Annotated in this window: 31 protein-coding genes and 1 pseudogene; 12 read left to right on the forward strand and 20 right to left on the reverse strand. The window is 50.1% G+C overall.

Annotation, left to right across the window (positions count from 1 at the left end):
• Window positions 1-18 precede the first annotated feature (18 nt).
• Entirely contained in the window at window positions 19-459 is a 441-nt protein-coding gene (locus tag NHAL_RS06175) for a hypothetical protein (protein WP_013032307.1), read from the reverse strand.
• A gap of 1,101 nt (window positions 460-1,560) precedes the next feature.
• Window positions 1,561-3,360 (reverse strand): FG-GAP repeat protein, encoded by a 1,800-nt coding sequence (locus tag NHAL_RS06185; RefSeq protein WP_013032309.1) that lies wholly within the window; start codon window positions 3,358-3,360, stop codon window positions 1,561-1,563.
• 500 nt (window positions 3,361-3,860) lie between these two features.
• Here NHAL_RS06185 and NHAL_RS06190 point away from each other — a divergent pair.
• Window positions 3,861-4,133 (forward strand): annotated as a pseudogene (locus tag NHAL_RS06190) (BrnA antitoxin family protein).
• Between the two features lie 245 nt (window positions 4,134-4,378).
• On the opposite strand, the gene NHAL_RS22335 reads toward NHAL_RS06190, so the two are convergent.
• Window positions 4,379-4,528, reverse strand: a complete 150-nt coding sequence (locus NHAL_RS22335) for a type II toxin-antitoxin system HicA family toxin (RefSeq protein ID WP_083761367.1) — start codon at window positions 4,526-4,528, stop codon at window positions 4,379-4,381.
• Entirely contained in the window at window positions 4,525-4,743 is a 219-nt protein-coding gene (locus NHAL_RS06195; RefSeq protein ID WP_013032310.1) for a type II toxin-antitoxin system HicB family antitoxin, read from the reverse strand. The genes NHAL_RS22335 and NHAL_RS06195 overlap by 4 nt, the downstream gene beginning before the upstream one ends.
• A gap of 252 nt (window positions 4,744-4,995) precedes the next feature.
• Here NHAL_RS06195 and NHAL_RS06200 point away from each other — a divergent pair, with 252 nt between their 5' ends.
• The gene (locus NHAL_RS06200) at window positions 4,996-5,208 is read left to right on the forward strand and encodes a type II toxin-antitoxin system RelE family toxin (protein ID WP_013032311.1); all 213 of its coding nucleotides are present in this window, start codon (window positions 4,996-4,998) and stop codon (window positions 5,206-5,208) included.
• Between the two features lie 74 nt (window positions 5,209-5,282).
• Here NHAL_RS06200 and NHAL_RS06205 read toward each other — a convergent pair whose 3' ends face one another.
• From NHAL_RS06205 to NHAL_RS20210, 4 genes are all read right to left on the reverse strand, one after another.
• Complete coding sequence (locus NHAL_RS06205; protein ID WP_238985453.1) at window positions 5,283-5,558, reverse strand: helix-turn-helix domain-containing protein; 276 nt, start codon at window positions 5,556-5,558, stop codon at window positions 5,283-5,285.
• Window positions 5,559-5,562: 4 nt separating this feature from the next.
• Window positions 5,563-5,730 carry a hypothetical protein gene (locus tag NHAL_RS21805; protein ID WP_238985454.1) on the reverse strand — a complete coding sequence of 56 codons (168 nt, stop codon included), beginning with the start codon at window positions 5,728-5,730 and terminating at the stop codon, window positions 5,563-5,565.
• Between the two features lie 419 nt (window positions 5,731-6,149).
• Window positions 6,150-6,401 (reverse strand): BrnA antitoxin family protein, encoded by a 252-nt coding sequence (locus tag NHAL_RS06215; RefSeq protein WP_013032313.1) that lies wholly within the window; start codon window positions 6,399-6,401, stop codon window positions 6,150-6,152.
• Window positions 6,394-6,675, reverse strand: a complete 282-nt coding sequence (locus NHAL_RS20210; protein WP_013032314.1) for a BrnT family toxin — start codon at window positions 6,673-6,675, stop codon at window positions 6,394-6,396. The genes NHAL_RS06215 and NHAL_RS20210 overlap by 8 nt, the downstream gene beginning before the upstream one ends.
• 113 nt (window positions 6,676-6,788) lie before the next feature.
• Between NHAL_RS20210 and NHAL_RS06225 the strand changes: the two genes are divergently transcribed.
• Window positions 6,789-6,995 carry a type II toxin-antitoxin system RelE family toxin gene (locus NHAL_RS06225; RefSeq protein ID WP_275261115.1) on the forward strand — a complete coding sequence of 69 codons (207 nt, stop codon included), beginning with the start codon at window positions 6,789-6,791 and terminating at the stop codon, window positions 6,993-6,995.
• Between the two features lie 115 nt (window positions 6,996-7,110).
• On the opposite strand, the gene NHAL_RS06230 is transcribed toward NHAL_RS06225, so the two are convergent.
• The 4 genes from NHAL_RS06230 to NHAL_RS06245 all read right to left on the reverse strand — a co-directional run bounded on the left by NHAL_RS06230 (window position 7,111) and on the right by NHAL_RS06245 (window position 9,675).
• Complete coding sequence (locus NHAL_RS06230) at window positions 7,111-7,320, reverse strand: BrnA antitoxin family protein (RefSeq protein WP_013032315.1); 210 nt, start codon at window positions 7,318-7,320, stop codon at window positions 7,111-7,113.
• Window positions 7,313-7,606, reverse strand: coding sequence for a BrnT family toxin (locus tag NHAL_RS06235; RefSeq protein WP_013032316.1), 294 nt, complete (start codon window positions 7,604-7,606; stop codon window positions 7,313-7,315). Before NHAL_RS06235 ends, NHAL_RS06230 begins: the two co-directional genes overlap by 8 nt.
• A gap of 113 nt (window positions 7,607-7,719) precedes the next feature.
• Window positions 7,720-8,322 carry a transposase gene (locus NHAL_RS06240; RefSeq protein ID WP_238985456.1) on the reverse strand — a complete coding sequence of 201 codons (603 nt, stop codon included), beginning with the start codon at window positions 8,320-8,322 and terminating at the stop codon, window positions 7,720-7,722.
• A gap of 261 nt (window positions 8,323-8,583) precedes the next feature.
• On the reverse strand, window positions 8,584-9,675 hold the full coding sequence (locus NHAL_RS06245) for a COG3904 family protein (protein ID WP_013032317.1): 1,092 nt from the start codon (window positions 9,673-9,675) through the stop codon (window positions 8,584-8,586).
• A 144-nt stretch (window positions 9,676-9,819) separates the two neighbouring features.
• Between NHAL_RS06245 and NHAL_RS06250 the strand changes: the two genes are divergently transcribed.
• Window positions 9,820-10,092, forward strand: coding sequence for a type II toxin-antitoxin system Phd/YefM family antitoxin (locus tag NHAL_RS06250; protein WP_013032318.1), 273 nt, complete (start codon window positions 9,820-9,822; stop codon window positions 10,090-10,092).
• On the forward strand, window positions 10,073-10,342 hold the full coding sequence (locus tag NHAL_RS06255; RefSeq protein ID WP_013032319.1) for a Txe/YoeB family addiction module toxin: 270 nt from the start codon (window positions 10,073-10,075) through the stop codon (window positions 10,340-10,342). The genes NHAL_RS06250 and NHAL_RS06255 overlap by 20 nt, the downstream gene beginning before the upstream one ends.
• Before the next feature lie 411 nt (window positions 10,343-10,753).
• On the opposite strand, the gene NHAL_RS06260 is transcribed toward NHAL_RS06255, so the two are convergent.
• Window positions 10,754-11,452 (reverse strand): transposase, encoded by a 699-nt coding sequence (locus NHAL_RS06260; protein WP_013032321.1) that lies wholly within the window; start codon window positions 11,450-11,452, stop codon window positions 10,754-10,756.
• 665 nt (window positions 11,453-12,117) lie between these two features.
• Between NHAL_RS06260 and NHAL_RS19710 the strand changes: the two genes are divergently transcribed.
• The gene (locus tag NHAL_RS19710; RefSeq protein WP_049780590.1) at window positions 12,118-12,852 is read left to right on the forward strand and encodes a DUF3047 domain-containing protein; all 735 of its coding nucleotides are present in this window, start codon (window positions 12,118-12,120) and stop codon (window positions 12,850-12,852) included.
• A gap of 761 nt (window positions 12,853-13,613) precedes the next feature.
• On the opposite strand, the gene NHAL_RS06270 is transcribed toward NHAL_RS19710, so the two are convergent.
• The 3 genes from NHAL_RS06270 to NHAL_RS06280 form a co-directional block, all read right to left on the reverse strand.
• The gene (locus NHAL_RS06270) at window positions 13,614-14,189 is read right to left on the reverse strand and encodes a hypothetical protein (RefSeq protein WP_157862491.1); all 576 of its coding nucleotides are present in this window, start codon (window positions 14,187-14,189) and stop codon (window positions 13,614-13,616) included.
• Window positions 14,190-14,377: 188 nt separating this feature from the next.
• Window positions 14,378-14,605 carry a hypothetical protein gene (locus NHAL_RS06275; RefSeq protein ID WP_013032326.1) on the reverse strand — a complete coding sequence of 76 codons (228 nt, stop codon included), beginning with the start codon at window positions 14,603-14,605 and terminating at the stop codon, window positions 14,378-14,380.
• 3 nt (window positions 14,606-14,608) lie between these two features.
• Complete coding sequence (locus tag NHAL_RS06280) at window positions 14,609-14,875, reverse strand: zinc ribbon domain-containing protein (RefSeq protein ID WP_013032327.1); 267 nt, start codon at window positions 14,873-14,875, stop codon at window positions 14,609-14,611.
• A gap of 211 nt (window positions 14,876-15,086) precedes the next feature.
• On the opposite strand from NHAL_RS06280, the gene NHAL_RS06285 reads away from it, so the two are divergent.
• A complete protein-coding gene (locus NHAL_RS06285; protein ID WP_013032328.1) occupies window positions 15,087-16,052 on the forward strand; it encodes an integron integrase in 966 nt (321 codons plus the stop codon).
• Between the two features lie 50 nt (window positions 16,053-16,102).
• On the opposite strand, the gene NHAL_RS06290 is transcribed toward NHAL_RS06285, so the two are convergent.
• Entirely contained in the window at window positions 16,103-17,254 is a 1,152-nt protein-coding gene (locus tag NHAL_RS06290) for an IS4 family transposase (protein WP_013032329.1), read from the reverse strand.
• Window positions 17,255-17,452: 198 nt separating this feature from the next.
• Complete coding sequence (locus NHAL_RS06295) at window positions 17,453-17,665, reverse strand: type II toxin-antitoxin system HicB family antitoxin (protein WP_041354686.1); 213 nt, start codon at window positions 17,663-17,665, stop codon at window positions 17,453-17,455.
• A 396-nt stretch (window positions 17,666-18,061) separates the two neighbouring features.
• Here NHAL_RS06295 and NHAL_RS06300 point away from each other — a divergent pair, with 396 nt between their 5' ends.
• Both NHAL_RS06300 and vapC read left to right on the forward strand, forming a co-directional pair.
• Entirely contained in the window at window positions 18,062-18,277 is a 216-nt protein-coding gene (locus NHAL_RS06300; protein WP_013032330.1) for a type II toxin-antitoxin system VapB family antitoxin, read from the forward strand.
• The gene (gene vapC, locus NHAL_RS06305; protein ID WP_013032331.1) at window positions 18,274-18,675 is read left to right on the forward strand and encodes a type II toxin-antitoxin system VapC family toxin; all 402 of its coding nucleotides are present in this window, start codon (window positions 18,274-18,276) and stop codon (window positions 18,673-18,675) included. The genes NHAL_RS06300 and vapC overlap by 4 nt, the downstream gene beginning before the upstream one ends.
• A 55-nt stretch (window positions 18,676-18,730) precedes the next feature.
• Here vapC and NHAL_RS06310 read toward each other — a convergent pair whose 3' ends face one another.
• Together NHAL_RS06310 and hrpA are read right to left on the reverse strand one after the other, a co-directional pair.
• The gene (locus NHAL_RS06310) at window positions 18,731-20,869 is read right to left on the reverse strand and encodes a RelA/SpoT family protein (RefSeq protein ID WP_013032332.1); all 2,139 of its coding nucleotides are present in this window, start codon (window positions 20,867-20,869) and stop codon (window positions 18,731-18,733) included.
• A gap of 18 nt (window positions 20,870-20,887) precedes the next feature.
• Window positions 20,888-24,787, reverse strand: coding sequence for an ATP-dependent RNA helicase HrpA (gene hrpA, locus NHAL_RS06315; RefSeq protein ID WP_083761369.1), 3,900 nt, complete (start codon window positions 24,785-24,787; stop codon window positions 20,888-20,890).
• A 92-nt stretch (window positions 24,788-24,879) separates the two neighbouring features.
• On the opposite strand from hrpA, the gene NHAL_RS06320 reads away from it, so the two are divergent.
• From NHAL_RS06320 to NHAL_RS06330, 3 genes are all read left to right on the forward strand, one after another.
• Window positions 24,880-25,080: a hypothetical protein gene (locus tag NHAL_RS06320; RefSeq protein WP_013032334.1), complete on the forward strand. Its 201-nt coding sequence runs from the start codon at window positions 24,880-24,882 to the stop codon at window positions 25,078-25,080.
• Between the two features lie 427 nt (window positions 25,081-25,507).
• A complete protein-coding gene (locus NHAL_RS06325; protein WP_013032335.1) occupies window positions 25,508-26,077 on the forward strand; it encodes a hypothetical protein in 570 nt (189 codons plus the stop codon).
• Window positions 26,078-26,468: 391 nt separating this feature from the next.
• Window positions 26,469-26,717 (forward strand): lipoprotein, encoded by a 249-nt coding sequence (locus tag NHAL_RS06330; RefSeq protein WP_013032336.1) that lies wholly within the window; start codon window positions 26,469-26,471, stop codon window positions 26,715-26,717.
• Window positions 26,718-26,723: the final 6 nt, after the last annotated feature.

Here is a 26,723-nt window from a genome sequence, read left to right on the forward strand (position 1 = left end):
GTTTAACCTTGCTTTTAGCTAACCCTCAAGATCGGGTGCCGCAGCCTGCTTAAGGACATGATTTACCCAGGCGTCCCGTTCGTGACTGATCAAGAATAGATCCCAGGCACAGGCAGTCAACCCTGTAGGAGTCATATATTCCAGAGCGGCGGGTTGTTCGGAGGGAGACAGATACACATGGTGGTGTAACTCATTTTCATCCGCCCACCAATCCACAAAGACAAAATTACCGGTCTTTCCTTCATGGATACCGACAAAGCCAACGCCATAATGATGGGTTTTCGCCGCGCTTGCGGACAGCCGCTCTCCTGTAACCCGATGTGCCGCGTCTATCAACTGTTGCCCTGGGATCTGATTGGCATAGGAAATGCCATAGGCTTTCAATTTCCAGCCGCTGATTTCCCATAGCCCGAGAAAGCGAATGGGACGTGTCTTGTACGCTTCCGCAATTATGAGCACTAAATACTTCTCCCTTTATTGCTTTTGGTCGATTGCTTCTATTCGATCCTATATGGGGCCATCTTTCTCTAACTTAGTAATGAAATATTAATGAGAGCGGGCATTGTGAACCGGGGCATGATACAAATTCTAGTCTGAGTAGTCTAGCTATATGATCCCTATACTACTGCAGTAATATCAATATTCAAGACCTGGCCCCTAGTAATACTGCAGTAATATCAATATTCAAGACCTGGCCCCTAGTAATGGCTGGGAGGACTTGTATCTGACCCCTTTATGCAAGTTAATCCAGAATCAGCCAAGCGAGTGTGTAGGCGCTTAAGAGGGCAAACACCGAGAACGAAAGTACCCGCGATAACGCGATGGGTTTTGTTGTAATCCTGTCGTTTGCGAAACTCCAGGTTAAAAATCAATACAGCTAAAAGAATGCCACCAATGCCTGCTATAAACACACCGATAATACTAACTAGCGCCAGGGACGAGGGAAAGTACACCGCAGGCTTACGCATCATGCTGTAAGCATTGCCTAATATCCAGTAGCTTGTGGTACCTATAAGCACTACTGTTAGCAGATAGAACGCTAATTCCAAATCGATTTCCTAGGATATTTTTGTCTTAACATCGCCGATCACCGGTCGAGACCAGAGGGCTTTTATCTGTTATTTTAAAGCTACACCTCTGGGTGTTCTCAAACCCTGCTCCCAGTGCTTAAAGAAATACCAAACTTTAGTGATTCCCTGTGAGCTTAAGAAACTTTTTCAGTAGGGTGGATTAAGACGTGCTAGCGCCGTATCCACCAAAATTTAAGCGCTTAATGGTAAAAGATCTTTCGGTCTTGAACCACCCTTTGCTGCAAGCAAGGTTGTCCAACAGCTTTTAATTATTGGTTTGATGCGCGAATGGTGAAGGTCGAGCGAAATATGTGAACCATGTATATTACCATAAACCCACAACAGCAATATACAAGACCTGACCCCATTGCCCTGCACCCCCGTCCTAAACCTAGGCTAACCTTTTTAAAGCTCGCCCGCTACCTGCAAAATCCGATGGTAGACCCCGGCTAATTGCGATTTGCACGGCGCGTTAGCATATCCCAAATAACTACGGTCCCTCTTCAAGCCTGTTTGTAGCCTCGTACCAACTCTGCCACTTATTCCATCCTGGCCCGTAGTGATGCCTGGTGCCCCACAGCACGTGCGCCACAGACCCTTCTACGTCGGCATGAACCGGGGCGGCGATCGCCAGATCTATCTTTCCATCGCCGTTCACATCGCCAGCGCCCAGTGCATCTCCGAACCAATCGTTCGAACGGATCGGGTTATCCAATTGAAGGTGGTTCCAAACGCGATTGTGAGGCCAGACCTCCAAGTCTTTCAGCGTGGATGACCCTAACAGCACATGCACTAGGCCGGCCCGAGGTATTCCTTCCAGGTCTTCGTAGGGCACGCCAACGGCCAGCTCGTCGCGCAGATCGTCGTTGAAATCTCCCGCTGCCAGGGCTGAACCAAAGCCGTCACCGGCCTCCACCTTGTCGGGCATGTCCGTGTGGTCAAACCCATTGTCCTGATGCCAAATCCGATTGTCCTGTGGTTCGAGTCCCGTCCTGGTCCCAAAAATCACATTGACCGCACCGGCATCCTCTACATATTCTTTGCCCACTCCGTCTGGAAACGGCCCAGGGGCGGATACTTGGCTGAGCTTAAGCCAGTGCCCCTCGCCGGGAACGCCGATCGCCAAGTCGTCCAAGGACAAGTTGGTGTCTGGGTTATAATCACCGTCGAAGTTACCGACAGCCAGTGACGCGCCAAATTGGTCACCGTCCTCAAGCCTGCCTCCTACCTCGCAGAGTTTGTTCCCGTAAGAAGAACAAGTGGGAAGGAGAGGATCGTCCTGATGGAACGTCTTGTCGTGTTTCAGACCGTCTGCAGAACCTTCATAAATCAGAACGGTTCCGCCTGTAACAAAAGAATAGTAGGACCCAAGACGGACATCGTCGTGGGGGGCGCCCACAGCAAGATCGTCCAAAGGCAGGCCGGTGACTGGATTCTTATCGCCGTTGAAGTTGCCGACGGCTAGCGCAGACCCAAAACCGGACCGGATGCCATAGTGCCTGGTGACTCCACCGAAATACCACCACTGGGGAGACTCGGAATAACTGCCTGTATATAAGAATACTCCCCCGGAAATTGCTCCATCGGCGTTGACTTCTCCGGGGCTTCCGATGGCCAGATCCGGGTAACCATCGCCATGGAAGTCCCCGGCAGCGAGTGCGGAGCCGAAGTTGGTTCCCGCTGACTCTAAAACAAACGTCTCACGAACCAATGTCTCATGCCTATTGTTACAAGAGTGGCACCCAACCAGTCCGGATGGCGAGCCATGTATGATATCCACCTGGCCGCTATCCTCGAACGCCGAGGAGTCCTCGCCAGGTGATCCGATAGCCAGGTCCTCGTAGCCGTCCTGGTTGAAATCCCCGACCGCCAAAGATGCCCCGAACCGGTCACCGGCTTCAACCTCCCCGGATCCGGAGACTTCGAGCCGGTCTTGATCCCAAAGCTCCAAGTCGACAGACGGGTCGTCCGTCGTGGTGAGCCCCTCGCTCGAGCCGTATAGGACCCGCACTGCGCCGGCGTCTTCGACATTGTCCACATCGAAAGACGGCATGCCTAAGGCCGCATCTTGGTAACCATCGCCATTGAAATCACCAAAAGCGATGGCCTCGGTTGGCGCCCATGGGCCTGCTGCGTTGAAATCTGACCCGATGCAGCACTTCGTTGTGCCACCCTCTGCCGCCAGGCCAGGGTCAGGGTCCGCTGCAAACAGCAGCTGGCCTGTGAGAATGTTGAAAGTGAAAGCCAAAAGGAAACGAAGGAAAAATCGGCTTCTAGGGCGTGTGTTCATCAGACTTCCTCCATAGGTTTGAAGTAGCCTCTCTCAAAGAGCGTTAATGCTCTGTACTGCGGCTACCTCAGCTTCTATAAGGTGGGATTAGCGCTTTACGCTATGTATTATTGCCGTTGAGGCAGGAAGTGTGCCAAAGCTGGGTCGTTCAGCGCCAAACTCATGTAATAAATTGATGCAGGTCAAGAATATTTTTTGCAATGCGGTACGGGACGAGGATCCGCAACCGTAGCGGCGGGGAATATGTTCGGTTATGCAAAACAGTTTTGAGTGTAGTGTTGGAGACACGCGCTCTTCATGTGGGGGGGGCAGTTTTCACATTGCAGGCTTTTTTGACGTGGTACCCGACACGAAATATAGTTAGCAGGAGCCTCGCTACTACGCTTTGAGCAAGACCGACGAGGGTCGGCTTCTGCATATTACTTTTATCCTTCGCACCGCTGGGACCTTGATCCGTGTGATCTCCGCGCGCGATTTGCACCGCAAAGAGAGGACGTTCTATGGCCAAGCCGAAGAAAACGCTACCTAAGTTTAAGACCGAGGCTGAGGAGCAAGCTTTTTGGGAGAGCCATGACTCCAGCAACTATGTGGATTAGAGTCAAGCAAAGCCCGCGCGCTTCCCAAATTTAAAGCTATCAACGAAGACCATCTCGCTGCGCCTGCCGGTAGCGCTCTTGGAGCGCATCAAGATCGAGGCCAACAAGCGAGATGTGCCTTATCAATCACTGATTAAGGCTTGGCTTGCGGAGAATGTCGACAAGCACCGTTTTTAATAGCCACTTCAACCTGCCCTGTGGTATTTAAAGCGGCCAACTGTAGTCGAATCTGTTTCTTATTGACCTGGTTGAATTCCGGCCATGCTCCTTGCCTTGTAGAATCGCCCCAATCTCTTGTGCTTGAATGTGCACCGATTTCCTTTTAAAGTTTGCTGGCTACCTGCAAAATCCGATGGTAGACCCCTTTTTCTTTTTGCGCTTTCTAATTACTTGCCTTTGATTCCCAATTGCCTTCTGATAAGCTAACAAAGACTCTCCTTGATTTCTGGATGCCGTGGTACTGGAGCTTGTTTCCCGTTCCGTGGGTTTGCATAGATGTCGTGCTTCTTTCCATGTCGCTTCAAGTAACAACCTGCATTAACAAGTTCTCGAATAAAATTCCCTCGCTTCACACGACATCCACCGTAATATCCTTAGTTTTTGCTCCTGAGTGAGCAGGATGAGCAATAGGAGTTTCTTCTTCCAGCATAATTGAGTAGGCATCTCTGATATTTTCCTCTAGCTCTTCAAGTGTCTCACCTTGGCTGAATACCCCTGGTACTTCCTTTAATTTACCCACGTACCATCCATCATCAATCCAATATTCAAGCGTGAATTGCCGTTGCATTTGACTACCTCATCCAGCATCCTTCACATCAGTTATTCACCTATCCGACACGGGCCTAACAAGGCTGAGCTGGAAGTCACCTCCAGCCTGTAAAAATGAGAGTACCACAATGAATTTTACTCTCTCTTCGTCGTATGTTCTAGACATTTTCTCGAAGATACTTTTTTGCTATTAAAACCAAGGGGACGAAGCCGTGAACGTTGTTAGCGGTGACATTTAGAGAATATAGGAGAGCCCAGTGCAGCGCTTCTAATGCATTTAACAAGACCTGACACCACTTTTCTCAAGGGCAAGAAACTAGGCGAGTTCTGGAAATATCGTGCCGGTGATTATCGTATTATCGCCGATATTCAGGATAGCGAATTGCTGATTCTGGTGGTGCGGATTGGCAGTTTCCGGGAGGTTTTGCAAGCGGTGCATTGGCGGTTGCTTACCTTCCCACAAATGGCAATAGACAAGATCTGACCCTTTTACTTTTACTTTTATGCTCTTTTATGCTTTTACTAGTAATTATTTTGTACTGGTGCAACGATTTGGCTTCAGGAAGACTCTGCTAGCTCCCGCAACACCTCTGGGTGCCTTTCTGCGATCCGTAGCAGAGTCTTCGCGGCTCCCGAAGGCTGACGCCTGCCCTGTTCCCACTCTTGCAAGGTGCGCACTGAAACCCCCAATAATGCGGCAAATTGTGTTTGGGTAAAACCGGCACGGTTGCGCACCTCCACCAGGGGCGGGACCGCTACATAGGTCACTCGCGCCGCTTTGCCTGCTTTCATCTGGCGTACCGATTCGAGTAAATCACTTTCAAACTGTTCCATTTCCTTATCCACGTTCTACCTCCTGATTGAGTTTGGCGAGAAATTTAGCCGACAGGCTGTCGAATTTAGCCTTGGCATAAACAATCAGCAGCCAGATACGGCCATCCTCGCCGTTGAAATAAATCACCCGCACGCCACCACGTTTGCCTATCCCCGCACGCGACCAACGCACCTTACGACAGCCCCCAGAACCAGGGATGACCTCCCCAGCCGAGGGATTAGCGGCAATCCAGAGTTGATGAACGCCTCATGCTCCTGCTCCGACCACTGGGATGCCGCGTAGCGCTGGAAGATCTCAGTTTCGGCAACGGTGTGCATAAATAAAATCATACGTCATTGCCGGATATTTGCCAAGCTGTGTTGACAACCCCCTCTCTTTCCGCTGGTGTTCTGCGGGGGTATCGGGATCTTGGCACTTAGCTTGATGGAGGGATGATGATTGAGTATGGCTCATGAACCGGATATTGCCGCAAGTTTGTAGTCTGCAATAGACAAGACTTGACCCCTCTGTTTGACCTTGTGCGTATGTGACCCCTTTATGGGTGGCGTGAGGAGGGCGGGCTAAATACTCGCCCTTACCCGATTGGACGCTTAGTCTGCATGGTGCAGCTCTTGCCGGAGAATCTCCCGAAGCTTACCAGCGGTTAACGGGACATTCTCATCGTTAAGAGTTGCTCGCAAAGCCTCATTAATTGCGGTTTGATACCCGATGCCTCTTGCTTCGGCACGCTCCCGAAATGCCTCGATTATGTCGTTATCCAACATGATGGTGATACGGGTTTTGCCGGGGGATTCGATGGCTGGGCCTCGCTTGCCCTTGCTGAAATCGTACTCTTTATGCATGGTAGTTCCTTGCCTCATTTCGGCTGGCCTTACGTGCGGAGATGATGCGGACTCGATCTCCTCGCGGTGTGTGGACTACGACCAGAATTCGACCCAGGGAATCGGTGCCAAGAGTGACGAAGCGGGGCTCGTTCTCCGAGTCAGGATCCTCGATGGTGATGCCAAGGGGATCTCGGAGCGCCTGCTCGGCATGAGCAAAGCTGACGCGGTGTTTGCGTAGGTTCGATGCCGCCTTCTCTGGATCGAATTCGATCTCCATGCGGTTAGTATGCATAATATATGTATACTAATCAACACCGCCCAACGAGGTTGTAGAAAAACCCGGTTTTCTGAACTTTCCATCCCGCTCAATGTATTCTACATTGAACTATGGGCTGATGGAGTTAAATTTCACGATTCCTACGCTTTTTGAATGATCGGATCGCGAAGCTGGACGACCCACACAGTATCGGCGATCCCCTCAAGGTCTCGAAGCTGGACGAGTTCTGGAAATATCGTGCCGGTGATTATCGTATTATCGCCGACATTCAGGATAGCGAATTGCTGATTCTGGTGGTGCGGATTGGCAATCGCCGGGAGGTTTACAAGCGGTGAATTGGCGGTTACCTGCTTTCCCACAAATGGCAATAGACAAGATCTGATCCCTTTGTGCGCATGCTAGGTGGTGTGGGGAGGGCGGGTTAAAAACCCGCCCTTACCCGATTAACAGTTATTGCCACTCTAGCTTGAGATCTTTATGCGACTGAGCGCAATCTCGAAGATACAGATTGATAAGGCTCTGGTAGGGAAGGTCCTTTTCCTCGGCAAGCTTCTTGAAATACTCGATAGTATCTTCATCCAGCCGTATCGTGACTTGCTTTTTGAGCTTCTTGGCGTACGGATTCTTGATTGATTTGGAGAAATCGTAATGATCACGCATGTCGGTACCCTTCATAAACCTGTCTCTCTCGCTTATCAGCCCTGCGCGCGGAAATAATCCGTATAGTCTCTCCCGACCTAACACAGTGGCACACAACCAACAGGCGAGAGTGAATGCTGGTGCCCAGCAAAATGAACCGATCCTCCTCGTCAGAGTGGTCTGGATCTGCAATCAAACGGGCGTACTCGTCCGTAAAGGCAGTTTTGGCTTCCTGAAACGAGACGCAATGCTTCTGCTGGTTGGAAGCATCCTTTTGAGGATCCCATTCGAATTCCAGGTGGCTCATACACTACATTGTAGTTATGTTGTAGTTTATGTCAACCAGTGGCACGGGTCATACTGTGAATATTCGGGGTCAGAGTAAGAATATTCGGGGAATATTCGGGGTCAGAGTAACATTCATGTTTCAATATTACGATTTCGTGGCCTTCCTGGCTTTCTTGCCGTGACGCGTTGCTTGGTTAATGCTTCTATTTGTGACGTGAACCGCTCGTTTCCCAGCGCCAGCCCTTTATTAATATTCTCCCTGATTTTCTTTAATAGGTCTGTTCCGACATGCGCTTTAAACAAATCACGGTAGTTGCTCAACCGCTCATTTTTCGATTTCCCTAAAGCCAGATATTCTGGATGCGGCGTTTGTAATTCACTTTCCACGCCCAATGCATTGATCGCATAGCTCGACCAGCTATAGTCACTGGGATCATCAACCATATCCGCTCTGACCGGATTTAACTCGATATAGCGATAGAGTTCAAGCAGATACCGCTCACTTTGCACCAAACAAGATTTGAAACGACCTTCCCACAACGTGCCACTGCGCTGGTAGGTATGATTATAATAGCGAACATACAGGCGACCGATTGATTGCATCATACGGCTAATGGCATTCTCTTTCCAAGGGGTACACAGCAGATGCACATGATTTGTCATCAAGACCCAGGCATGCACATCGACCTGATGCTTCAGGGACAACTCTTTGAGCCAATTGAGATATGCTTTCATATCTTCTTCACTGGCAAAGCAGACCTACCTGTTATTTCCTCGCTGTAGGATATGTTGAGGCACGCCGACAGGGGCAACTCGGGTTAATCTTGCCATTGCGTCACCTAATTTACGAGTCAAAAAGGCAATGATAATAGATAAATGTTACTCTGACCCCAAAGACCCCATGACCCCAAAGACCCCACACAATCGGACAGCGAAATTCCCGATCAAGTTACATGAAAAATCAGCGGAGTTGATGTCGGTCATTTTTGCGTATTTTTAGGTATTTTTAGAGGCGCCCTGTATATAAGCCCCTACTTTCTGTTGTATCTCAATCATGCTCGCACCCTTTTCCATCTGAGCTTCCATATTACTGATGATATTTTGATACGTTTTAGGCTCATATTTTTTAATGGCTTGGAATCCTGAAATATCTTTGAATGCCTCTTCCAAGTCGGCCTTATTGATAGCGCCATATTCAATCGGCTTTAAATTAGAAGGATTAACTACTTCGTGTACGACTCCGGCATTTAACATTTCTTTAATGGTCGGGTACCATAAATCATCTTTATTTGCTTTGAATATTCTATCGATAAATTCCTGGCTAATACCTCGCCTTTGATAGATCCTTAAATCCTTTTTTTGTTCAGCGGGCATATCAACATAAGGGTCAAGACTTTGTGCTCCTGATTTATATTGATGAAAAGCGAGGTTTGCACCTTTCGCTAGAAAGCGTTTATTACCAGATATGAATGCCGTACCACACGCAGAGTAACAGCCTTTTAATGTGTAAGTGTCAAGACCATTAATTAGTATGATTTTAGAAAGCTCTCTGCCTTCATAGATTCTTCCGCCAAGGCTATCGAGTATGATGCCTTTAACATTGGGGTTCTTAGACACCAATTGTTTAACTTCTTTTGAAATACCAAAACCTAGGCCTCCCTTCAAATGAATAAGGTTTCCGTGCTCAGTCAACTCTACCTTATAATCTCCGTATTCATCCTTTCCAAAGCCAATTTGATATAAATCCTTATATACTGGCCATGAAACATTCATATTGCCAAAGGTTCCAAGGAGGCCTAGTACAACCAAGACTTTAACGGCACCTGGCCAAAATCCCTTTTTCGTTTCCTCTACATGTTTATTTGCAGAACGCCATAACCCTATTATTTGCCAAGGATAAACAACAGCAAGCGCTATAAAAACATAGGCAATAGTAACCTGCGATGCCACAACAGGGTTTTCGATTGGGGATGCTTCCGTTAACCACACTTCAAAAATGCGGATACCCATGTTGATGAGAAATACGTTAACCCAGAAGGATATTGCCAGCGAAAACTCGCCGCGCCAGTGCTTTAGGATATAGGCCAATTTTCTTTTCCCTTTTTCAGCTAACGTTGCAAATAACCGGCAGGTTGAGGAGCGCAGCGACGAAACCTGTCCGAGTTGATTTGCCTTGTTAGGGCTTTTTGTCTATATTGTACGGGATCATCGTACAACTGAGAACATCGACCAATGGATAGCGTAAGTGTAAATAAGTTTAGAGATAATTTAAAAACTCTGGTAGAACAAGTGGTTAGTAGGCATGCGCCGCTGAAGGTCACGCGCCGCGGTGGTGACGATTTCGTGGTGTTGAGCGCCGAGGATTGGGAACGTGAGCAAGAAACACTATTTGTATTGCAGAACAATGACTTAATGCGACAAATAGCGGATTCATTGTGTACCCACGAGAAGGGAACAGGATACAGGCCTTCAGCCGAGGAAATGGATGAGATCACTGGTCTTTGAAGGCAATACCTGGACCGCATACGAGAACCTGCGTGAACGCGACAAAAAACTACATAAGGCGCTGCGTAGCGTATTAAAAGAAATGCTGCGTGGTGACCCCACTACAGGAATGGGAAAACCTGAACAGTTGAAACATAGCCTTTCCGGCCTTTGGTCCCGGCGCCTTAGTCGAAAAGACCGCATCGTGTATAAGTTCGATGATAAATACATCTATATTTTCGCCATCGGAGGTCACTATGATCAGTTTTGACAGCCCTAACGCCTCACATCAGCCAGCCGAAAAGCGCGTAGTGGTTTTTGGGTCGGCTGGATGTGATTGTTAGATGATTTCTCTTAATGTTCATAATCGCAACCACATGCGCCGCATGAGCAAATAAGCCAACCGCATGATGCACATTGGATATTTATGTTGCTATCAAGATGCTCCTTGCATGAATAGCAATGCGTTATACGATGTTGCTTAGCCTCAAGTGGTTGAACGCCTTGGTATTCAACACCCAGATTTCTTATGAATTCTTTGTGTTTTTGAATCGCTAGTGTTTTTTGCGCTTCGATTTTTTCGGCGCGTTTTTCCATTTCCCGCCGTGCCCGTTCATGATCAGATTTAATATTCGGGGTCAGAGTAAGAATATTCGGGGAATATTCGGGGTCAGAGTAACATTCATGTTTCAATATTACGATTTCGTGGCCTTCCTGGCTTTCTTGCCGTGACGCGTTGCTTGGTTAATGCTTCTATTTGTGACGTGAACCGCTCGTTTCCCAGCGCCAGCCCTTTATTAATATTCTCCCTGATTTTCTTTAATAGGTCTGTTCCGACATGCGCTTTAAACAAATCACGGTAGTTGCTCAACCGCTCATTTTTCGATTTCCCTAAAGCCAGATATTCTGGATGCGGCGTTTGTAATTCACTTTCCACGCCCAATGCATTGATCGCATAGCTCGACCAGCTATAGTCACTGGGATCATCAACCATATCCGCTCTGACCGGATTTAACTCGATATAGCGATAGAGTTCAAGCAGATACCGCTCACTTTGCACCAAACAAGATTTGAAACGACCTTCCCACAACGTGCCACTGCGCTGGTAGGTATGATTATAATAGCGAACATACAGGCGACCGATTGATTGCATCATACGGCTAATGGCATTCTCTTTCCAAGGGGTACACAGCAGATGCACATGATTTGTCATCAAGACCCAGGCATGCACATCGACCTGATGCTTCAGGGACAACTCTTTGAGCCAATTGAGATACGCTTTCATATCTTCTTCACTGGCAAAGCAGACCTGCCTGTTATTTCCTCGCTGTAGGATATGTTGAGGCACGCCGACAGGGGCAACTCGGGTTAATCTTGCCATTGCGTCACCTAATTTACGAGTCAAAAAGGCAATGATAATAGATAAATGTTACTCTGACCCCAAATATTTCCGTATTTTTTTGACGTTCTTCTATAAGTTGATGATTTTTAATATGCTTCCAGTTGAAAGGCTTCATGAAGCCAATTTTAGCATATATGTGTGCTTATTGGCATCTTTTCTTTCGGCTAATCGGGATAGGGAGGCACCTCACGATGCCTCTCCTCCCACACCACCGGGCATACGGAGCACGTACCACGGCGGTTCATGCGAAGGGAGCACACGACAAGATCAGGCATACCCATCCGCTTTCATCCACCTGTCACGCACCGAGATCAAGCCTTGGCTTTTCAATCAGTCATTGGTCATTCCTGTTTGGGTGGCCAGCGACCGCGACAAGTGCCAGTAGCTCTTGCTACTACGCGCGGTCAGAATTGCCTGCCGTTTGTGCGTCCCGAAGGCCAGCAGGTTGCGGACTTTGGTGCGCACCTTGCGCCACTGTTTCCAGTAGCACATCACGGTCACGGGGCCGGAAAAATGCCACGGACTGACAGTCGGAAGCCATGTTTGATCCCAGAATCTGAACCCCAGCGTTCTGTCGCATTTCGTGCTATTCTCTGCTACATTGCCCCTCTATGGAGCTTGGCAGTGCGATCTGGAACTTACTGATGCGAGTAGCTCAGCACAAGGTGGAACTTCCTAACGTCGGTCATCGGCTGGGGGTCACAATTCGCGGATTGGTTTGCGCGTTTTTGGTTGGTCCGGTACATGGCGAGGATTCCGCTAGCTCTGCCGTCCATACGGTGGATTTCACCGAGCAACCAGCCGGCGAAGCTGTCACCTGGCTGCAAAATCGCGGCTACGAGTTGCGTCTTGACGCTAAGGCGCTCAATCCCCGATTTAACGAGAATGGCTTGACGCTGAGCACTGACGGGGAAGAAGCGGGACTGTTTGTACGGAAGATGGATGTGGGCGGCGCGAGTCGCCTCCGGGTGGACTGGGGCGTCGAGCGCTATCCCGAGGGTGCGGACTGGGAAGGCGGCGTTTATCGCGTTCCGATCGCTGTGATGGTGTCGTTTGGCGAGGAAGGAATCGAAAGTGGCAGTTTCTTCGTTCCCGACGCGCCGTATTTCATCTCTGTTTTCCTGAGCGAAAATGCACAGCCGGGGAAGGTGTATACAGCCAACTATTATCAAAAAGGTGGGCGCTATTTGTGCCGGCCGTGCAATCCTCCGCCGGGCAAGACAGTGAGCACCGAGATCGACCTCGACGAGACGTTTCGCATGGTATTCGTTCGGTCGGAAGTTCCGCCTATTACCTCCTTCAGCTTCCAGATGAATACGGAAGATACAAGCGGGGGTGCGCGCGCCTATATCAAGCGGATCCAGTTCCTGACTCAGTGACGGAAAAACATGATCGCATGTCTTACACGCGACCAAATGTTGGATTGCAAGCTCTGACGCCGATACTTATTATGAAAGGAATAAATTATTCTGTATCCGCCACTTTTACCACTATCATTTCTTGTCCATCGAAGTTTTCTGACATCGTTAGTGCCTTGAATGATAGTCCCTGAAGCAGGGTACTCAGAAAGATAAGCAATCAGATAATTTCTTTCTTCTTCTGAGAGTAGCTTTTTGGCTTTTTTACGATAGGGTTGAGTTTCAGCGACAGTGATCATGCTTAAGTTAATGTACTCCAATGGAGTACTACTGCCAAGGAGAAGATTGGAAATCTAAGTGTTGTTTGGTGATTCCCCGAGAACTTCAAAAACTGCTGGAAAAGCCCTTTTTTAGTAGGGTAGCTTAAGGTATGTCAGCGCCGTACCCACCAAACTCTAAGTGCTTACTGACTCCTTTAATGATAATGGGGGTATCTTTTGGCCTTGAATTTTGAATTACCAAGGTTGTCCAACAGCTTTTAATCATTGGTTGGATGCGCGAATGGTGAAGGTGGGGCGAAATATGCATTAATTTCCTTGTGTAAAGGATGAATCAAGCATATTACCGTAAATCCACAATAGCAATAGACAAGACCTGACCCCTTTGTTGGTCCTTTTCCTAGTAGTGAGCCCCAACGTTGGCGCTCACCCGCGCTTGAGGCCGGCGCGGCTTTGTGGCAACAAAGGCGCGACGGGGTCAAGCGTCGGTGTGCAGCGCCCTTGTTATGCAGATGATTTTTCACTACTTTCGGCACTCCATTCGGCCATATTTTTCGAAAGCTCATGAAGTCGTCGAAGCAATGTGCCCAGCCTTGAGAACTTAAGAGATTCTCCGGCTACTTTTACACCATCTTGAGAGTCCAGTAATTGGATCATAACGGACTCGTTTTCTTCTATATTGTCTTTTTGGATCTCGTCATCCATATGCTCCACAACATTTCGCATGTCCACGACGTCGTCCGCAAGAGAGTCGATCTGTCTCCTGACGATTCTCGGGAACTCCAGTCCGTCCTGATTTCCTTTGAGATGATTCAGAAGCCGAAGTATGCGACGTACTGTGCATATACAATTTTCCATATGGTCCACAAACTTCAACATATAGATGACGCGTCCTTGCTCAGCCATCTCATCAGGAGTCCGTTGTTTTTCCGCAAGCTGCGCCAGGATATGCCTTCTGGCGGTTTCGTACTCGTCTAATCCCTTGTCGACAAGCCGAACGAAAAGTCTTCGGTTTAACGCTGTACGGCGGCTAATATTCTTATCACCGGGGCCGAATACCAGATTCGCTGTCAGGGTCATAACCTGCCCCTCTAGCGCAGACAAGTCTTCCATCTTGCATTCCGTAGGAATCATTCGATAGCTACTATTTCATCCGCATAACGCTGCAAATCACCGGCGGCAAAAAGCAGAGCGACGAAGGAGCGGTGCTTTTTGCCGTCCGAGTGCATTTGCCTTGTTAGGCTTTTTAATACCAAAATCCTCAACTATTACTTCCAAGTGGATAGGTCATAACATTGATTGATTTTTGCCTTATATCCTTCCAATGCAATACTGCCAAATGGAGCATTGGATAGTGATTTAATATCCATTGCGGCTACTAATTTATTTAATTTACCATCGTCACATCTTTGAGATGCGACCGACCAGCCGTTGAACCAAATGTACACAACGTAAATTAGAATTAAAACACCTGCCGCCACAATATAATGCTTCATGGCTTAAACGCCCTTGCCGCAGTAACGGCATACCGCCGCTTCACTCTTGATGATTTCTGCGCAGTACGGACATTTTTTATTTTCTCCAGATGATATTTTCTTTTCTTCTACATTAGTTCTATTTTCCCCTGCTACCAGAGCCGCAATGATACCGATTAAGGGGCTTAATATTACCGAAAGAAGGAAGAATCCAAAGCCGGAGCGACCCTTATTGCTTGCGATTACGCCTGCGATGATACTCAGAAATAGCCAGAGGATAAAAATTTCCATTACTTCTCCTTATGTGTTGGTTTGAAGCCTAACATTGAGTAGATATAAAAAATCTATTTTATAACAGAAAATTATTCTCCATATAATACAAATTATTTGACCTAAAATAAATAATTTTAATTTTATAATCAATGTATTGTGAATCAGATCACAATTAATTAAAAATGTGTTATGTAGAATTAAGCAACGCTTAAAATATCTTAATTCTTGCATGGCAAAATCCCCTTTTTTAGAGCAGGTTCGCCAAGCCATCCGTGTTCGCCATTTCAGTATCCGAACGGAACAGGCGTATGTGGCTTGGATTAAGCGCTTTATTCTCTTTCACCAAAGACGTCATCCCCTTGAGATGGGCGAGCGGGAAGTCTCCGAATTTTTGACTTATCTGGCTTGTCAGAAGCATGTAGCAGCTTCGACACAAAACCAGGCACTGAATGCTTTGGTTTTTCTTTACCGAGAAGTTTTGGAACGGCCGCTAGGCGATCTCGCCAATGTGGTGAGGGCGAAAAAACCTCAGCGCTTGCCGGTGGTGTTGAGCCGAGAAGAAGTTTCTCGATTACTGGGGGAATTGGAAGGAGAGCAGTGGTTGATGGCAAGCCTGCTCTACGGTTCAGGCTTGCGTTTAATGGAATGTATGCGATTGCGGGTTAAGGATATCGATTTTGAGCGCCAAGCCATAGGGGTGCGAGAAGGGAAAGGGCGGAAAGATCGCGTCACCTTGTTGCCTGAGCCCTTGATCGTCCCCCTTAAGCGTCACCTGGCCACGGTCAAGACGTGGCACGAGCGGGATTTAGCACAGGGCTTTGGAGCCGTGTATCTTCCTTATGCCCTAGAGCGCAAATATCCCCAGGCCAATAAGGAGTGGGGGTGGCAATATGTGTTTCCAGCGCCGAAGCGTTCCGTGGACCCCCGGACAAAATTGGTCCGGCGGCATCATTACTATGAAAAGACCTTGCAAGCCGCCATAAGAAAAGCGGTGCGGCGCGCCCGGATTGAGAAACCGGCCAGTTGCCATACCCTGCGCCATTCTTTTGCAACCCACCTTTTAGAAAGCGGCTATGACATTCGCACGGTTCAGGAATTGTTAGGTCATCAAGATATTCGCACCACCCAGATTTACACCCATGTGCTCAAACGGGGCGGGAATGCTGTGATAAGTCCTTTGGCTATGCTGTCGTAAGCTTTCTAGTGTGCTCCGACTACAGCACATCACTACTGTCCCATAAACTTTCACGAAAACTGCAATGAAGCCTGAAGAGGTAGAAGTTCTGGTTCTGGCGGATCGCCTCGTAGCAATGCTTGAAGGTCGCGCCGCTCAAACAGATTGAGCTGGAGCAATCGAATAATCTGCTGAAGAGAGCAGTCTATTTTGCTGACGAACTTGAGATAAGCGAGCAATAAATAGGCACAAAGGGCGATCCAGAGTTGGGTCATGACGGCGTTTTTTGAGGTTCCCAAGAAACGCTTGATCTTTAAATTCTGCTTTATCCATTTGAAAAACAGTTCGATCTGCCATCGGGACTTATAGATTGCCGCGATAGTGCTGGCAGCAAGATGAAAATTGTTGGTCAGGAAGCAATACCGGATACCGGTGTCAAAATCCTTAAAGCCGATGCGGCGCAGAGCGATCGGGCAGTTTCGGGCCTTGGCGCCGGTCAGTTCGAGGGTCTGATCGCTCGTCAGGCCCTTGGATTTATCGACTTTACGGCGTTCAACCACGCGATAGCGGGCCTTTTTACGTTGGCGCGTGACAAAAAAGATGCCCTGGGTATTGAGTTGATGATACCCATCATAATCGGTATAGCCCCGATCGAAGACCACGATACTGCCTTTGGGTAATGCCAAAGTACGGGCCACGGTAATATCGTGGACTTTGCCGTTAGTGACGGTCATCAATGCGGGGAGCAGCCCGTCATGATCCAGACCGACATGGAGCTTGACGGCCCCCTTGGTGGTTCGAAACTTCGCCCAGGGAAAGACGCTCAGGCACAGATCGAGAGTAGAAGCATCAAGTGAGTAGAGCTTGTTCTTGAACCGGAAACCATGACGGGGCGCGAGCCCTTGACAGCGGGAAAACAGTTTGGCGAATAACGCTTCGTACAGTGCATAGGGTTGTTTCTCATTAACCCGGGCTAGAGAGGAGCGGCTCACCGGCACGGCACCTAAAAGGTAGAGTTTTCTGGCCTGAGCCGATAGATTACTGACCACATCACGCAAACTAGTGCGCCCTGACAGCTGTGCCAGTGCCATGGAAACAAATTGTGACCAACGGGTCATCTTGCGTAGTTTCCGGCCCTCGTGGTGCTGATTTGCCAGCACCTCGAATTCATGTCTCGGGACTAGTTTCAGTAACTGAGAAAATACAGTATTATGATGTGCCAAGGCCTGAACTCCTTCTTGTTCTTCAATGATTTGTCGTGATTTCATTGTATCAAAACAAGTTGGTTTTCAGGCCTTTTTCGTTAATTCTTAGTGGGACAGTAGTGACAGCACATATTGAAATGTGAGCTTTCACCGCCACAAGTGATTCGGGAGAAGCTAAAGCTATCGTAGCCAGCATTCACAAGCCTCAAGGTCCCGCTAAGTCTTTTTATACGGTGCCACGGGGACTTCTTCCCTATGCTTGCGATAGCTCTCCTTAACTCCCTCCCAAGCTATGGCCAATTCATTCAATGCTTGCTCCGGGGTGTCGGCAAACGCTGAAACCTCTGCCATCTCAACAAAATGTGCAAGCCAATCTCCCTCTTTATCCAAGTAGAGATTGACTGCAAAGCCATCAAATTTATCCTTCATTACTCGCTTCCTCATTTAGCCATATTCACCTCTTAGGTCATTGGCAGATAGCTGTTCCAAAGGCAACCCTTCGGTTTATCAACCATGGTAGCTCGCAGTGGCTCCAACACCCCGTATCTTGTTAATTCTGGCAAATAGTTTCTTGGTGCTTTGCTAGGCTATGGTAGTGATTAAAGCACTTCATATAGGCACCATTCAACTACCGCATCCCTTTCGAACAATAGGCGCGCAAATTCTAGTTTTGAAAGTTTCACCATGCATCGAGAATAGCTGAACATAGCGTTGAATATTGGAATGTGAAGACTGACCCTTTATAAGCTATGCGAGAGGAAATCTTGGTGCCAGTAGAGTAGGCTATACACACTGATTTTATAAATATGTGTATGGGAGACTGCCATGAGTCATTCAGGACAGCGTACCAATATCGTCATCGATCCTGAGCTGATCGAACAGGGCCTGCGTGTCACCGGCCTTAAGACCCGCCGCGAGCTTGTCGACTTCGCCCTGCGCGAACTGTTACGCCGCGAGAATCAAAAGAAGCTGTTGGAACTCAAAGGACAGGTGGAGTGGGAGGGGGATCTAGGCGCGATGCGCGGAGAGGTCTGTGAATGACCTTAGTGGATACCAGTGTTTGGATCGACTTTTTCCGTGGCCATGACCTGCCGCACGTACAACGGCTGGAGGAGATAATAGGGCAGGGCGAGGACTTGGCCCTATGCGGAGTGATACTGACTGAGATCCTCCAGGGGATTCGCGACGATCAGACCTTCAGCCGCACTCAAACCCGACTGGAGCCCCTGCTGTTGTTGCCCATGACCCAATCAGTCTTTATCCAAGCAGCGATTATTTATCGCGGCCTCCGCGCTAAAGGCATGACTATTCGTAAGCCAGTGGACTGCATGATCGCCGCTACCGCTTTGGAGCATGGGGCATGGCTGCTCCATAATGACCGTGATTTCGAGGCCATCGCCCGGCATTATCCCCTGCGGAGCAGTAATCTCAGGCATTGATAATGAGAGGCTTTTATGGAAACAACTTGTCCAGGAAATTGAAGATGAGTAAGTTTTATTTTCCAGGATCGGAACGGCGGGCTTCCATCACCCCGGGAATCCGGGTCAGGCGTTTGAGCAAGCCGTTGAGTTGTCCGGTATCGCTGACCTCAATGGTTAGCCGCATATGGGCCTGTCCCGAGGAGCGGTCGCTTAAGGTGTTGATGGTCAGGATATTCACATCCTTCTGGGCGAGGAGGCTGGTAATGTCGTGCAGTAATCCCTTGCGATCTTCCGCTTGAATCGAAATGTCCATGGAATGGGTTTCTCCCTGTTGGCTGTGCCAAGCCACGTCCACCAGGCGGTCCCGGCGCTCCGGCGAAAGCTTGGTAATGTTGGGGCAGTCACGACGGTGGATAGCCACGCCGCCCCCTTGGGTAATGTAGCCAATAATAGGATCGCCCGGAATGGGGCTGCAGCAACGGGCCAGGCGGGAGAGTAAGTTGCTGACTCCCAGCACATGGACCGCATTTTCGGCGGTTGCGGAGGGTGCCGGGCGGGCGCTCTGCTCAGGTGTGGGCGGGGGAGCTTCCGGTCGTTGTTCCCGAAGGGCTGTATTCAGTTGGCCAAGGCTGATATCCCCTCGGCCCAGGGCTGCCAACAGGCTATCCGGGCGGGGGTGGCGAAACCGCTTGAGCAGGGGAGCCAAATCCACTTCCGCCAGTTTGACCCGTTGCCGTTCCCGCTCCAGCAGGGTCCGTCCCCGGGCCACATGGAGGTCGTGATCCCGTTGCTTGAACCAACGTTGGATCTTGGTCCGGGCGCTAGCGGTATGGAGATAACCTAAGCGGGGGTTGAGCCAGTCCCGGCTGGGGGTGCCTTCCCGGGTGGTGAGGATTTCCACCTTTTGACCGCTGGCCAGGGGTTGGGTGAGGGCCACCATGGCCCCATCCACCTTGGCGCCCCGGCAGCGATGGCCCACTTCGGTGTGAATCGCATAGGCAAAGTCCAAGGGAGTGGAGCCTTCCGGCAAGTCGATGACCCGTCCCTGGGGAGTTAGGACGTAAATTCGGTCATGGAAGGCTTTGGATTTGAACTGCTCGATGAGGTCAGTGTTATCCGAGCTGCCTTCTTTTCGATCCAGGAAGCTTCGGAGCCAGGCAATGCGTTGCTCAAAGGCTGTATCTAGGGCTGCTCCCTCCTTATAGCGCCAGTGGGAGGCAACCCCCAGTTCGGATTCCCCGTGCATTTGGAAGGAGCGGATCTGGATCTCCATGGGCTTTTTTCCCGGGCCGAGGACCGCGGTATGTAAGGAGCGGTAACCATTGGGTTTAGGGTTGGCGATATAATCGTCAAATTCCTCGGGGATGGGAGTCCAAAGGGTATGGACCAGGCTTAGGGTGGCATAACAGGCGCTCACGTCATCCACGATGACCCGGAAGGCATGGACATCGAACAACTGGTGGAAGTCCAGGTTTTTGTTCCGCATCTTCTTCCAGATGCTGTAGAGATGTTTGGGCCGGCCACTGACTTCGCCCCGGAGACCCGCTTGGGTGAGGGCGTCTTTGAGCTGCGCTTTTATTTTGGCAATGTAGCGCTCCCGGTCTATTCGCCGTTCGTCCAGGGCTCTGGCGAGCTGTTGATAGGTCTCGGGCTCCAAATAGCGCAGGGCCAGATCCTCAAGCTCCCATTTGAGTTGCCAGATACCTAAGCGGTTGGCCAGGGGAGCGAAAATGTCTAGGGTTTCCTGGCCTAGAGTCTGGCGGGTGGCTTCAAGGGCGTTTTTGGCATGGCGCAGGCGATAGAGGTGATCAGCCAAGCGGACCAGGACGACCCGGGGGTCTTCCACGATGGCCAGCAACATTTTGCGCAGTTTTTCCGCCTGGGTCGGGTCTTTTTCGCTGCTGCGGTAGTGTTTCAGCACGGCCAGGCGCTCGGCGCCCCGGAGTAGCCGGGTAATGGCCGGACCTAATTCTTTGGTGATCACCGCAGGATTGAGAACCCCCATTTCCATTGCCGGCAGCAGGAGCCCCGCGCTCTGAGTTTCCGTATCCACTCCCAGTTCTGCCAATAATTCCGCAACGGCATTGCCCTGGGCTAGCAAGGACGCCACTTGCTTCTCAGGGGCTTGGCTGGTGAGTAGCGCCCTGGCTTCTTCCAGCTCGGAGGCGGAGGGCAGGGGTAAATGTTTGAAGTTGTGTTGCGTTGAAACCATGGGGTGATGTCTTGGTTGTTAGGAAGCCGCTTTCCATTGGGCGGCTAATCGCTTAGGTGAGACTGGGTGCGCTGTCCCAAGTTCCTGGGCAAAAAGGGAGATCCGGTATTCCTCTAGCATCCAGCGATAAGTTTCCAGGGCCGGATGGGTCTCACCTTGTGCTTCCCACCTCTGCCGGCAGGCGAGCCATAAAGGGGCAATCTCGGCCTGCCGCTGCTTGTCTCGGCCAGGGTTCTCCCGCAGCTTGGAGAGCCGCAGTCTCATCCCTTTGAGATAGCGAGGGAGATGGACCAGCCACGCCGGCGGGGTCTGGCTGATAAAGCCATGATAGACCAAATGGGCCAGTTGTTCCTTCATGTCGCTAATGGAATTTAGCCAAGGAAGGGGAAGATTGCCAGTGAGCTGTTTGGCTATTTCGTGATATTCGGCCAAAATCGCTTCTACCAGGCGGCAGAGTTCATTGGCGGTCATCATCAGTTCGCTACAGCCTTTTTCCTTACGGGCCGCAAACGCTTCCCCGTTGCGCACCCAGGGGCGGTCAAGAATAAAGGTGCGATCCACTATCCCTTGGACCAGTTCGTCTTTAAGGCTTTCGCAGGAAGGCCTTGAGGAGGCGCCTTTTTCCCCAGGGGCAGGGGGGATACGGGTATAGTGGAGGCACATCTTCTGGATGCCGGGCAGATTTTTTCGCAAGTATTTGATTTGCTGAGGCAGTGCCAATATGAATAGGCGCCGCAGCCCTAAACGGGTGGTCTCTTGCGCCGTCTCGGCCGAATCCAGGATCACTAAAGAGACCGAACTCCCTTTGTCCTGTAGCGCCGGGTAGCCCTTGAGTTTTAGCCCGTGACGCTCCAGTTCAACCTGTTCTGGCAGCTCGCCAAAATCCCATTGGGTGATCCCTTCCCGGGTCAGTCCACTCTCGTCCCAGCCTCGAAAACTGCGTTGGGCCTTGTGGCCCCACTCCTGTTGCAGGGCAGCTAGATCCCGGCTCATGGCCAGTTCTTTCCCCTCTTCATCCACCAACCGAAAATTCATTTGTAGATGAGACGGCAGCTCCGCGTCTTGCCAATGGGTGGCTGAGAGGGGATGCCCGGTCATGGTTTGGAGGTGGCGCGCCAGCACTTCCAGCAGGGGGCCTTGCTCGGGATTCAAGGCTTGAATACAAGCCTCTGCAAAGTCGGGGACCGGGACAAAATTACGCCGCTGGGCTTTAGGTAAGGCTTTAATCAGGCAAGTGATTTTTTCTTTAAGCAGCCCGGGAACCAACCATTGAAAACGGCTGGCCTCCAGTTGATTGAGCACCGCCAAGGGGACGGTGAGGGTCACCCCATCCAAGGGGTGGCCCGGTTCAAAGTGATAACCCAGGGCAAGGGGGATCCCCTTGACGGTGATTTGGTCGGGAAAACGCTCTACCGTTACTGCGCTCGCCCCATGGCGCATCAGATCTTCCCGGCTGAGGAATAATAACCGGGGGGTTTTTCGCTCTGCTTGCTGGCGCCACCGTTCAAAGCCGGCGCCGTTATAGATCCCGGCGGGAATCCGCTTGTCATAAAATTGATAGAGGATTTCTTCATCCACCAGGACATCCCGGCGCCGGCTTTTGTGCTCGAGTTCTTCGATTTCTTCAAAGAGCTGCTGGTTATGGCGGAAGAAAGGGGCGCGGGTGTCATAATCCCCATGGACCAGGGCTTGGCGAATGAAGATTTCCCGCGCTTCTTCCGGATTAAGCGGGCCATAGTGAATACGGCGTTTGGGAATCACCGTTAGGCCGTAAAGGGTGACCCGTTCATAGGCCATCACTTGGGCGGGACGCTTCTCCCAATGGGGATCAAAATAGCTGCGTTTAACCAAATGGGAAGCGAGGGGCTCGATCCACTGGGGTTCAATTTTGGCCACGCAGCGGGCATAGAGCCGGGAGGTTTCCACCAGTTCCGCCGCCATGACCCACTTGGGGCGCTTTTTGAAAAGGGCGGATCCGGGAAAGATCTGGAGCTTGATATTTCTCGCGCCCAGATAGTGGTCTTTTTCCGACTTAAAGGCGATATTGCCGAGCAGGCCCGTGAGCAGCGCCCGATGAATGGCCTCATATTCCGCCGGTAGCTGGTTGGGACGAAAGCCAATATTGGTCACCAACAGTTTGAGCTGTTGGTGGATGTCGTGCCATTCCCGCAGACGCAAATAGGAAAGAAAATGCTCCCGGCAATAGGCCCGGAGCTTATTTTGTGACAAATGGGCCCGTTGGTGGTGAAAATCCTCCCATAGTTTTAGATAAGAGAGAAAATCGGAGCGCTCATCTTGATAGCGGGTATGGGCCTCATCGGCTGCTTGTTGGGCGTCAAGAGGGCGCTCCCGCGGGTCCTGAATACTGAGGGCGCTGGCGATAATGAGGATCTCGTTCAGGCAATGGAATTCATTGCTGGCGAGCACCATCCGGCTAATCCGGGGGTCAATGGGCAATTGGGCCAGTTGCCGGCCTATTGCGGTCAAATTTTGGGCGTCATCTAAAGCCCCCAATTCTTCTAGCAGCCGCAGGCCGTCGTTGATCATTTTGGCGGGCGGGGGATCGATGAAGGGGAAATTCTCCACCGCTCCCAATTTCAGGGCCTTCATTTGCAGGATAACCGACGCCAGATTGGTCCGCAGGATTTCCGGATCGGTGAATTGGGGACGGTTGAGAAAATCATCCTCATCATAGAGGCGGATGCAGACCCCTTCCGCGATGCGGCCGCAACGGCCAGCCCGTTGATTGGCGCTGGATTGGGATATCTTTTCAATGGGCAACCGCTGCACCTTGCTGCGCACGCTATAACGGCTCAAGCGGGCCAGGCCCGGGTCCACCACGTAATGAATTCCCGGCACTGTCAGGGAGGTTTCGGCCACATTGGTTGCAAGCACGATGCGTCTTCCGGCATGGGGTTTGAAGACCCGATTCTGTTCGGCAGCCGACAGCCGCGCATAAAGGGGCAGAATTTCGGTATGGGGGGGATGGTGCTTGCGCAACGCCTCGGCGGTCTCCCGAATTTCCCGTTCTCCGGGAAGGAACACCAGAATGTCTCCCGCTCCCAGTCGGGACAGTTCATCGACCGCATCGAGAATGGCTTGGGGTAAATCCCGCTCCTGCTGGGCTTGTTCACCACAAAGAGGGCGATAACGGACCTCTACCGGATAGGTGCGCCCGGACACTTCGATGATGGGCGCCTGGTTAAAATGCCGGGAAAAGCGCTCGGTATCGATAGTGGCGGAGGTAATGATGACCTTGAGATCGGGCCGCTTGGGCAAGAGTTGCTTCAGATAGCCTAGGAGAAAATCAATGTTGAGGCTGCGTTCGTGGGCTTCATCGATGATGAGGGTATCGTATTGTTCTAAAAAGCGGTCCCCTTGGGTTTCCGCCAACAGAATCCCATCGGTCATGAGCTTAATGTAGGTGTTGGGGCTGACCCGATCATGGAAACGGACTTTATAGCCCACCAGTTGCCCCAGATCGCTATTTAATTCTTCGGCAATTCGATTGGCCACGCTTCGGGCCGCAATTCGGCGCGGCTGGGTGTGACCGATCATGCCTGCGACCCCACGGCCCAGTTCCAAGCAGATTTTCGGCAATTGGGTGGTTTTTCCAGAACCCGTCTCACCGGATAGGATGACCACTTGATGATCACGGATGGCGGCCCCGATTTCTTCCCGCCGTTCAATGACTGGCAAGGATTGGGGAAAAGTGGGCTCGGGCAACTGATGGCGACGCTGCTCCCGCCGCAGGAGAGAGTGCTCGATAGCTTGGGTCAATTGGTCTAACTTATGAATTGAATCCCCTTTCGCTAATCGCTGCAGGCGGCGTCTCAGCGGGTACTGATCACAGCGCATACAGTGGGGAATCTTTGAGGCTAATGCTTTCAGTTGTGGTTGCAAAATAACGGAACCCATAGATTGATAAATTGGGTTTAAAAGCTCCATATTTTACTGGGCAGGGGGCTATTGGCAAAGAAAACAGCTTGGCAAGGGAGTAAAGAGAGTTTATGAATCAGAAAGATAGATCTACTCATTTCCAATGGGTCTTGGCTTTAGCTAAATCAGGCTTGGTGTTTCTGATGGTCTTAGGGGCTGCTGGCTGCCGCACCCAGTTGCCGGAGGTTACCCCCAGCGAATTTTCTCAGAGGACCGTCGGGATCGTGGCAGTAGGATTAAGTCCTACGACGGCGGAGCCATTGATCCCGTAGGCCGGATTAAGCGTTGCGTATCCGGCAAAACAATACTACCTGTGGTTATTGATTACCTTAACAAAGATGTAACTAGGAGAATCAATTATTTATGCATATAAAATACATCTTTTTCTAAGGTTGATTTTTCAGTTAATATCCGGTAGGAGAGGCTATCGGAGTAGCGCGGTGGTTGAGGGGTGGCTGAATAGTTGCCCATCATTTATGACGCTGCTCCTGTGGGGCGTCCTGCCGTCATTTAGTTTTAGGCAGGGCGAATGAGGAATAGGTTGGTAATTCTCCTCTGCTAACCATCTCGTTTTCCGCTGCGTTCCTTTAGCTAGGGGGCGGTGGCAACTAACTTGAGACTGTGGTGGCGGGCCGGTAGATTAAGTGGTTTTATGCTCCGGCTCCCTATTGGCCCGGTCTAGTGAGGGACTGGCTAACTATGAAGTTTGCTAACACAAAGCATATTAAAAATAATAATAAAGATAAGGACATGAAGAAGAATAATAATATAAAAATGATTATTGGGGGTCCTCTGGGTGTTCTTGCCTGGAGTGCTTCCGCAGGGACGATGTTAGTTATTTTTGTCTGGGGACTGGAAAAATCTGTTTTTGCCGTGGTCGTTGTCAAAACGGTTTCGTGGGGAATGTGGGGGGTGGGTGTAATACGCCAATCATCCTATTTCAAATCCTTAAAAGAGCCCCCTAATGGTTTAAACAACGCAAAAAAATCCCTGTCCCACCTTTCCTGGGGGTTAACCTTTTATTTGTGCTCAATAGGTGATCAGGGACGGCTGAATTATAATCTCTTCCCGGTGAGTTTGAGGCTTCACCGAGAGTATTATATACCCATTCAATACCACTCTTCCGCGTTTGCCCATGCCTACTTTCAGGTACTGGAAAGGCCCATGGTGGGTCAGACTATGACGGATTCCCTAGGAAGGGAACCATTCCCTAAGCTCATTTTAGTGCCACAACCCTTTGGAGAAGGACAATTGGAGCGAGAAAGCTAGCTCCAATATCGTCCCCTTACTCTTAGTTTTTGCATTGCCTTGGTACTTGGGAAAGCGCTCAGGTATCAGGGCAAGCGAGAACAAAATGTTGATGATTTTTGTGCCAATTTTATGTAATTTTGCATTGTATAGATTCAGTCCAAACAACCACTTGAAGCTTCAATAAATTGCATTCTTTGACTAAATTGGTATTAACATATTGATTTTAAATGCTTCTGACAAGGAAGTAGCCATTCGACTCTGGTTTGACAAAATAGGGATAAGCGCCTAGTCTGAGCATTATTTTGCTTCTTGATCCTGCCGCTGGAACTGTACACCCTTTTCATTCCCCTGGAGTGACTGATTGATTTGATAATGATTATTCCAAGTAGAGTAGAGAGGAGTCATAACGGTGAAATGTAAGTTGAGCGCGGCAGTGGTGGTCTTTTCCCTCTTATTGCTGGCAGGCTGTGGCGAGAAGGAGGATGAAGGACAGGAGCAGCTTTCACGGGAAGCAAAGTTGCAACATTCTCTGGATCGGATCAATAAAATTCTGGAAAGCAGCAAAGGCCATTCTTTTCAAGATACCGAGAGGCTAAAAGAAATTAAGGCCGGTCTTGAGGGAGAGCTAGGTTTGCGGCAGCCCGACAATGGGAAGTAACCCTCC

This window comes from Nitrosococcus halophilus Nc 4 (assembly GCF_000024725.1).
Taxonomy (GTDB): Bacteria; Pseudomonadota; Gammaproteobacteria; order Nitrosococcales; family Nitrosococcaceae; genus Nitrosococcus; species Nitrosococcus halophilus.

Coding starts and splice junctions, on each gene's coding strand:
- NHAL_RS06185 (WP_013032309.1), bottom strand. CDS start 3,360: ATGAACACACGCCCTAGAAGCCGATTTTTCCTTCGTTTCCTTTTGGCT.
- NHAL_RS06195 (WP_013032310.1), bottom strand. CDS start 4,743: ATGCAACGGCAATTCACGCTTGAATATTGGATTGATGATGGATGGTAC.
- NHAL_RS06200 (WP_013032311.1), top strand. CDS start 4,996: ATGCATTTAACAAGACCTGACACCACTTTTCTCAAGGGCAAGAAACTA.
- NHAL_RS06205 (WP_238985453.1), bottom strand. CDS start 5,558: ATGGAACAGTTTGAAAGTGATTTACTCGAATCGGTACGCCAGATGAAA.
- NHAL_RS06215 (WP_013032313.1), bottom strand. CDS start 6,401: ATGCATAAAGAGTACGATTTCAGCAAGGGCAAGCGAGGCCCAGCCATC.
- NHAL_RS20210 (WP_013032314.1), bottom strand. CDS start 6,675: ATGCATACTAACCGCATGGAGATCGAATTCGATCCAGAGAAGGCGGCA.
- NHAL_RS06230 (WP_013032315.1), bottom strand. CDS start 7,320: ATGCGTGATCATTACGATTTCTCCAAATCAATCAAGAATCCGTACGCC.
- NHAL_RS06235 (WP_013032316.1), bottom strand. CDS start 7,606: ATGAGCCACCTGGAATTCGAATGGGATCCTCAAAAGGATGCTTCCAAC.
- NHAL_RS06240 (WP_238985456.1), bottom strand. CDS start 8,322: ATGAAAGCATATCTCAATTGGCTCAAAGAGTTGTCCCTGAAGCATCAG.
- NHAL_RS06250 (WP_013032318.1), top strand. CDS start 9,820: ATGGATAGCGTAAGTGTAAATAAGTTTAGAGATAATTTAAAAACTCTG.
- NHAL_RS06255 (WP_013032319.1), top strand. CDS start 10,073: ATGAGATCACTGGTCTTTGAAGGCAATACCTGGACCGCATACGAGAAC.
- NHAL_RS06260 (WP_013032321.1), bottom strand. CDS start 11,452: ATGGCAAGATTAACCCGAGTTGCCCCTGTCGGCGTGCCTCAACATATC.
- NHAL_RS19710 (WP_049780590.1), top strand. CDS start 12,118: ATGCGAGTAGCTCAGCACAAGGTGGAACTTCCTAACGTCGGTCATCGG.
- NHAL_RS06270 (WP_157862491.1), bottom strand. CDS start 14,189: ATGACCCTGACAGCGAATCTGGTATTCGGCCCCGGTGATAAGAATATT.
- NHAL_RS06275 (WP_013032326.1), bottom strand. CDS start 14,605: ATGAAGCATTATATTGTGGCGGCAGGTGTTTTAATTCTAATTTACGTT.
- NHAL_RS06280 (WP_013032327.1), bottom strand. CDS start 14,875: ATGGAAATTTTTATCCTCTGGCTATTTCTGAGTATCATCGCAGGCGTA.
- NHAL_RS06285 (WP_013032328.1), top strand. CDS start 15,087: ATGGCAAAATCCCCTTTTTTAGAGCAGGTTCGCCAAGCCATCCGTGTT.
- NHAL_RS06295 (WP_041354686.1), bottom strand. CDS start 17,665: ATGAAGGATAAATTTGATGGCTTTGCAGTCAATCTCTACTTGGATAAA.
- NHAL_RS06300 (WP_013032330.1), top strand. CDS start 18,062: ATGAGTCATTCAGGACAGCGTACCAATATCGTCATCGATCCTGAGCTG.
- vapC (WP_013032331.1), top strand. CDS start 18,274: ATGACCTTAGTGGATACCAGTGTTTGGATCGACTTTTTCCGTGGCCAT.
- NHAL_RS06310 (WP_013032332.1), bottom strand. CDS start 20,869: ATGGTTTCAACGCAACACAACTTCAAACATTTACCCCTGCCCTCCGCC.
- hrpA (WP_083761369.1), bottom strand. CDS start 24,787: ATGGGTTCCGTTATTTTGCAACCACAACTGAAAGCATTAGCCTCAAAG.
- NHAL_RS06320 (WP_013032334.1), top strand. CDS start 24,880: ATGAATCAGAAAGATAGATCTACTCATTTCCAATGGGTCTTGGCTTTA.
- NHAL_RS06325 (WP_013032335.1), top strand. CDS start 25,508: ATGAAGTTTGCTAACACAAAGCATATTAAAAATAATAATAAAGATAAG.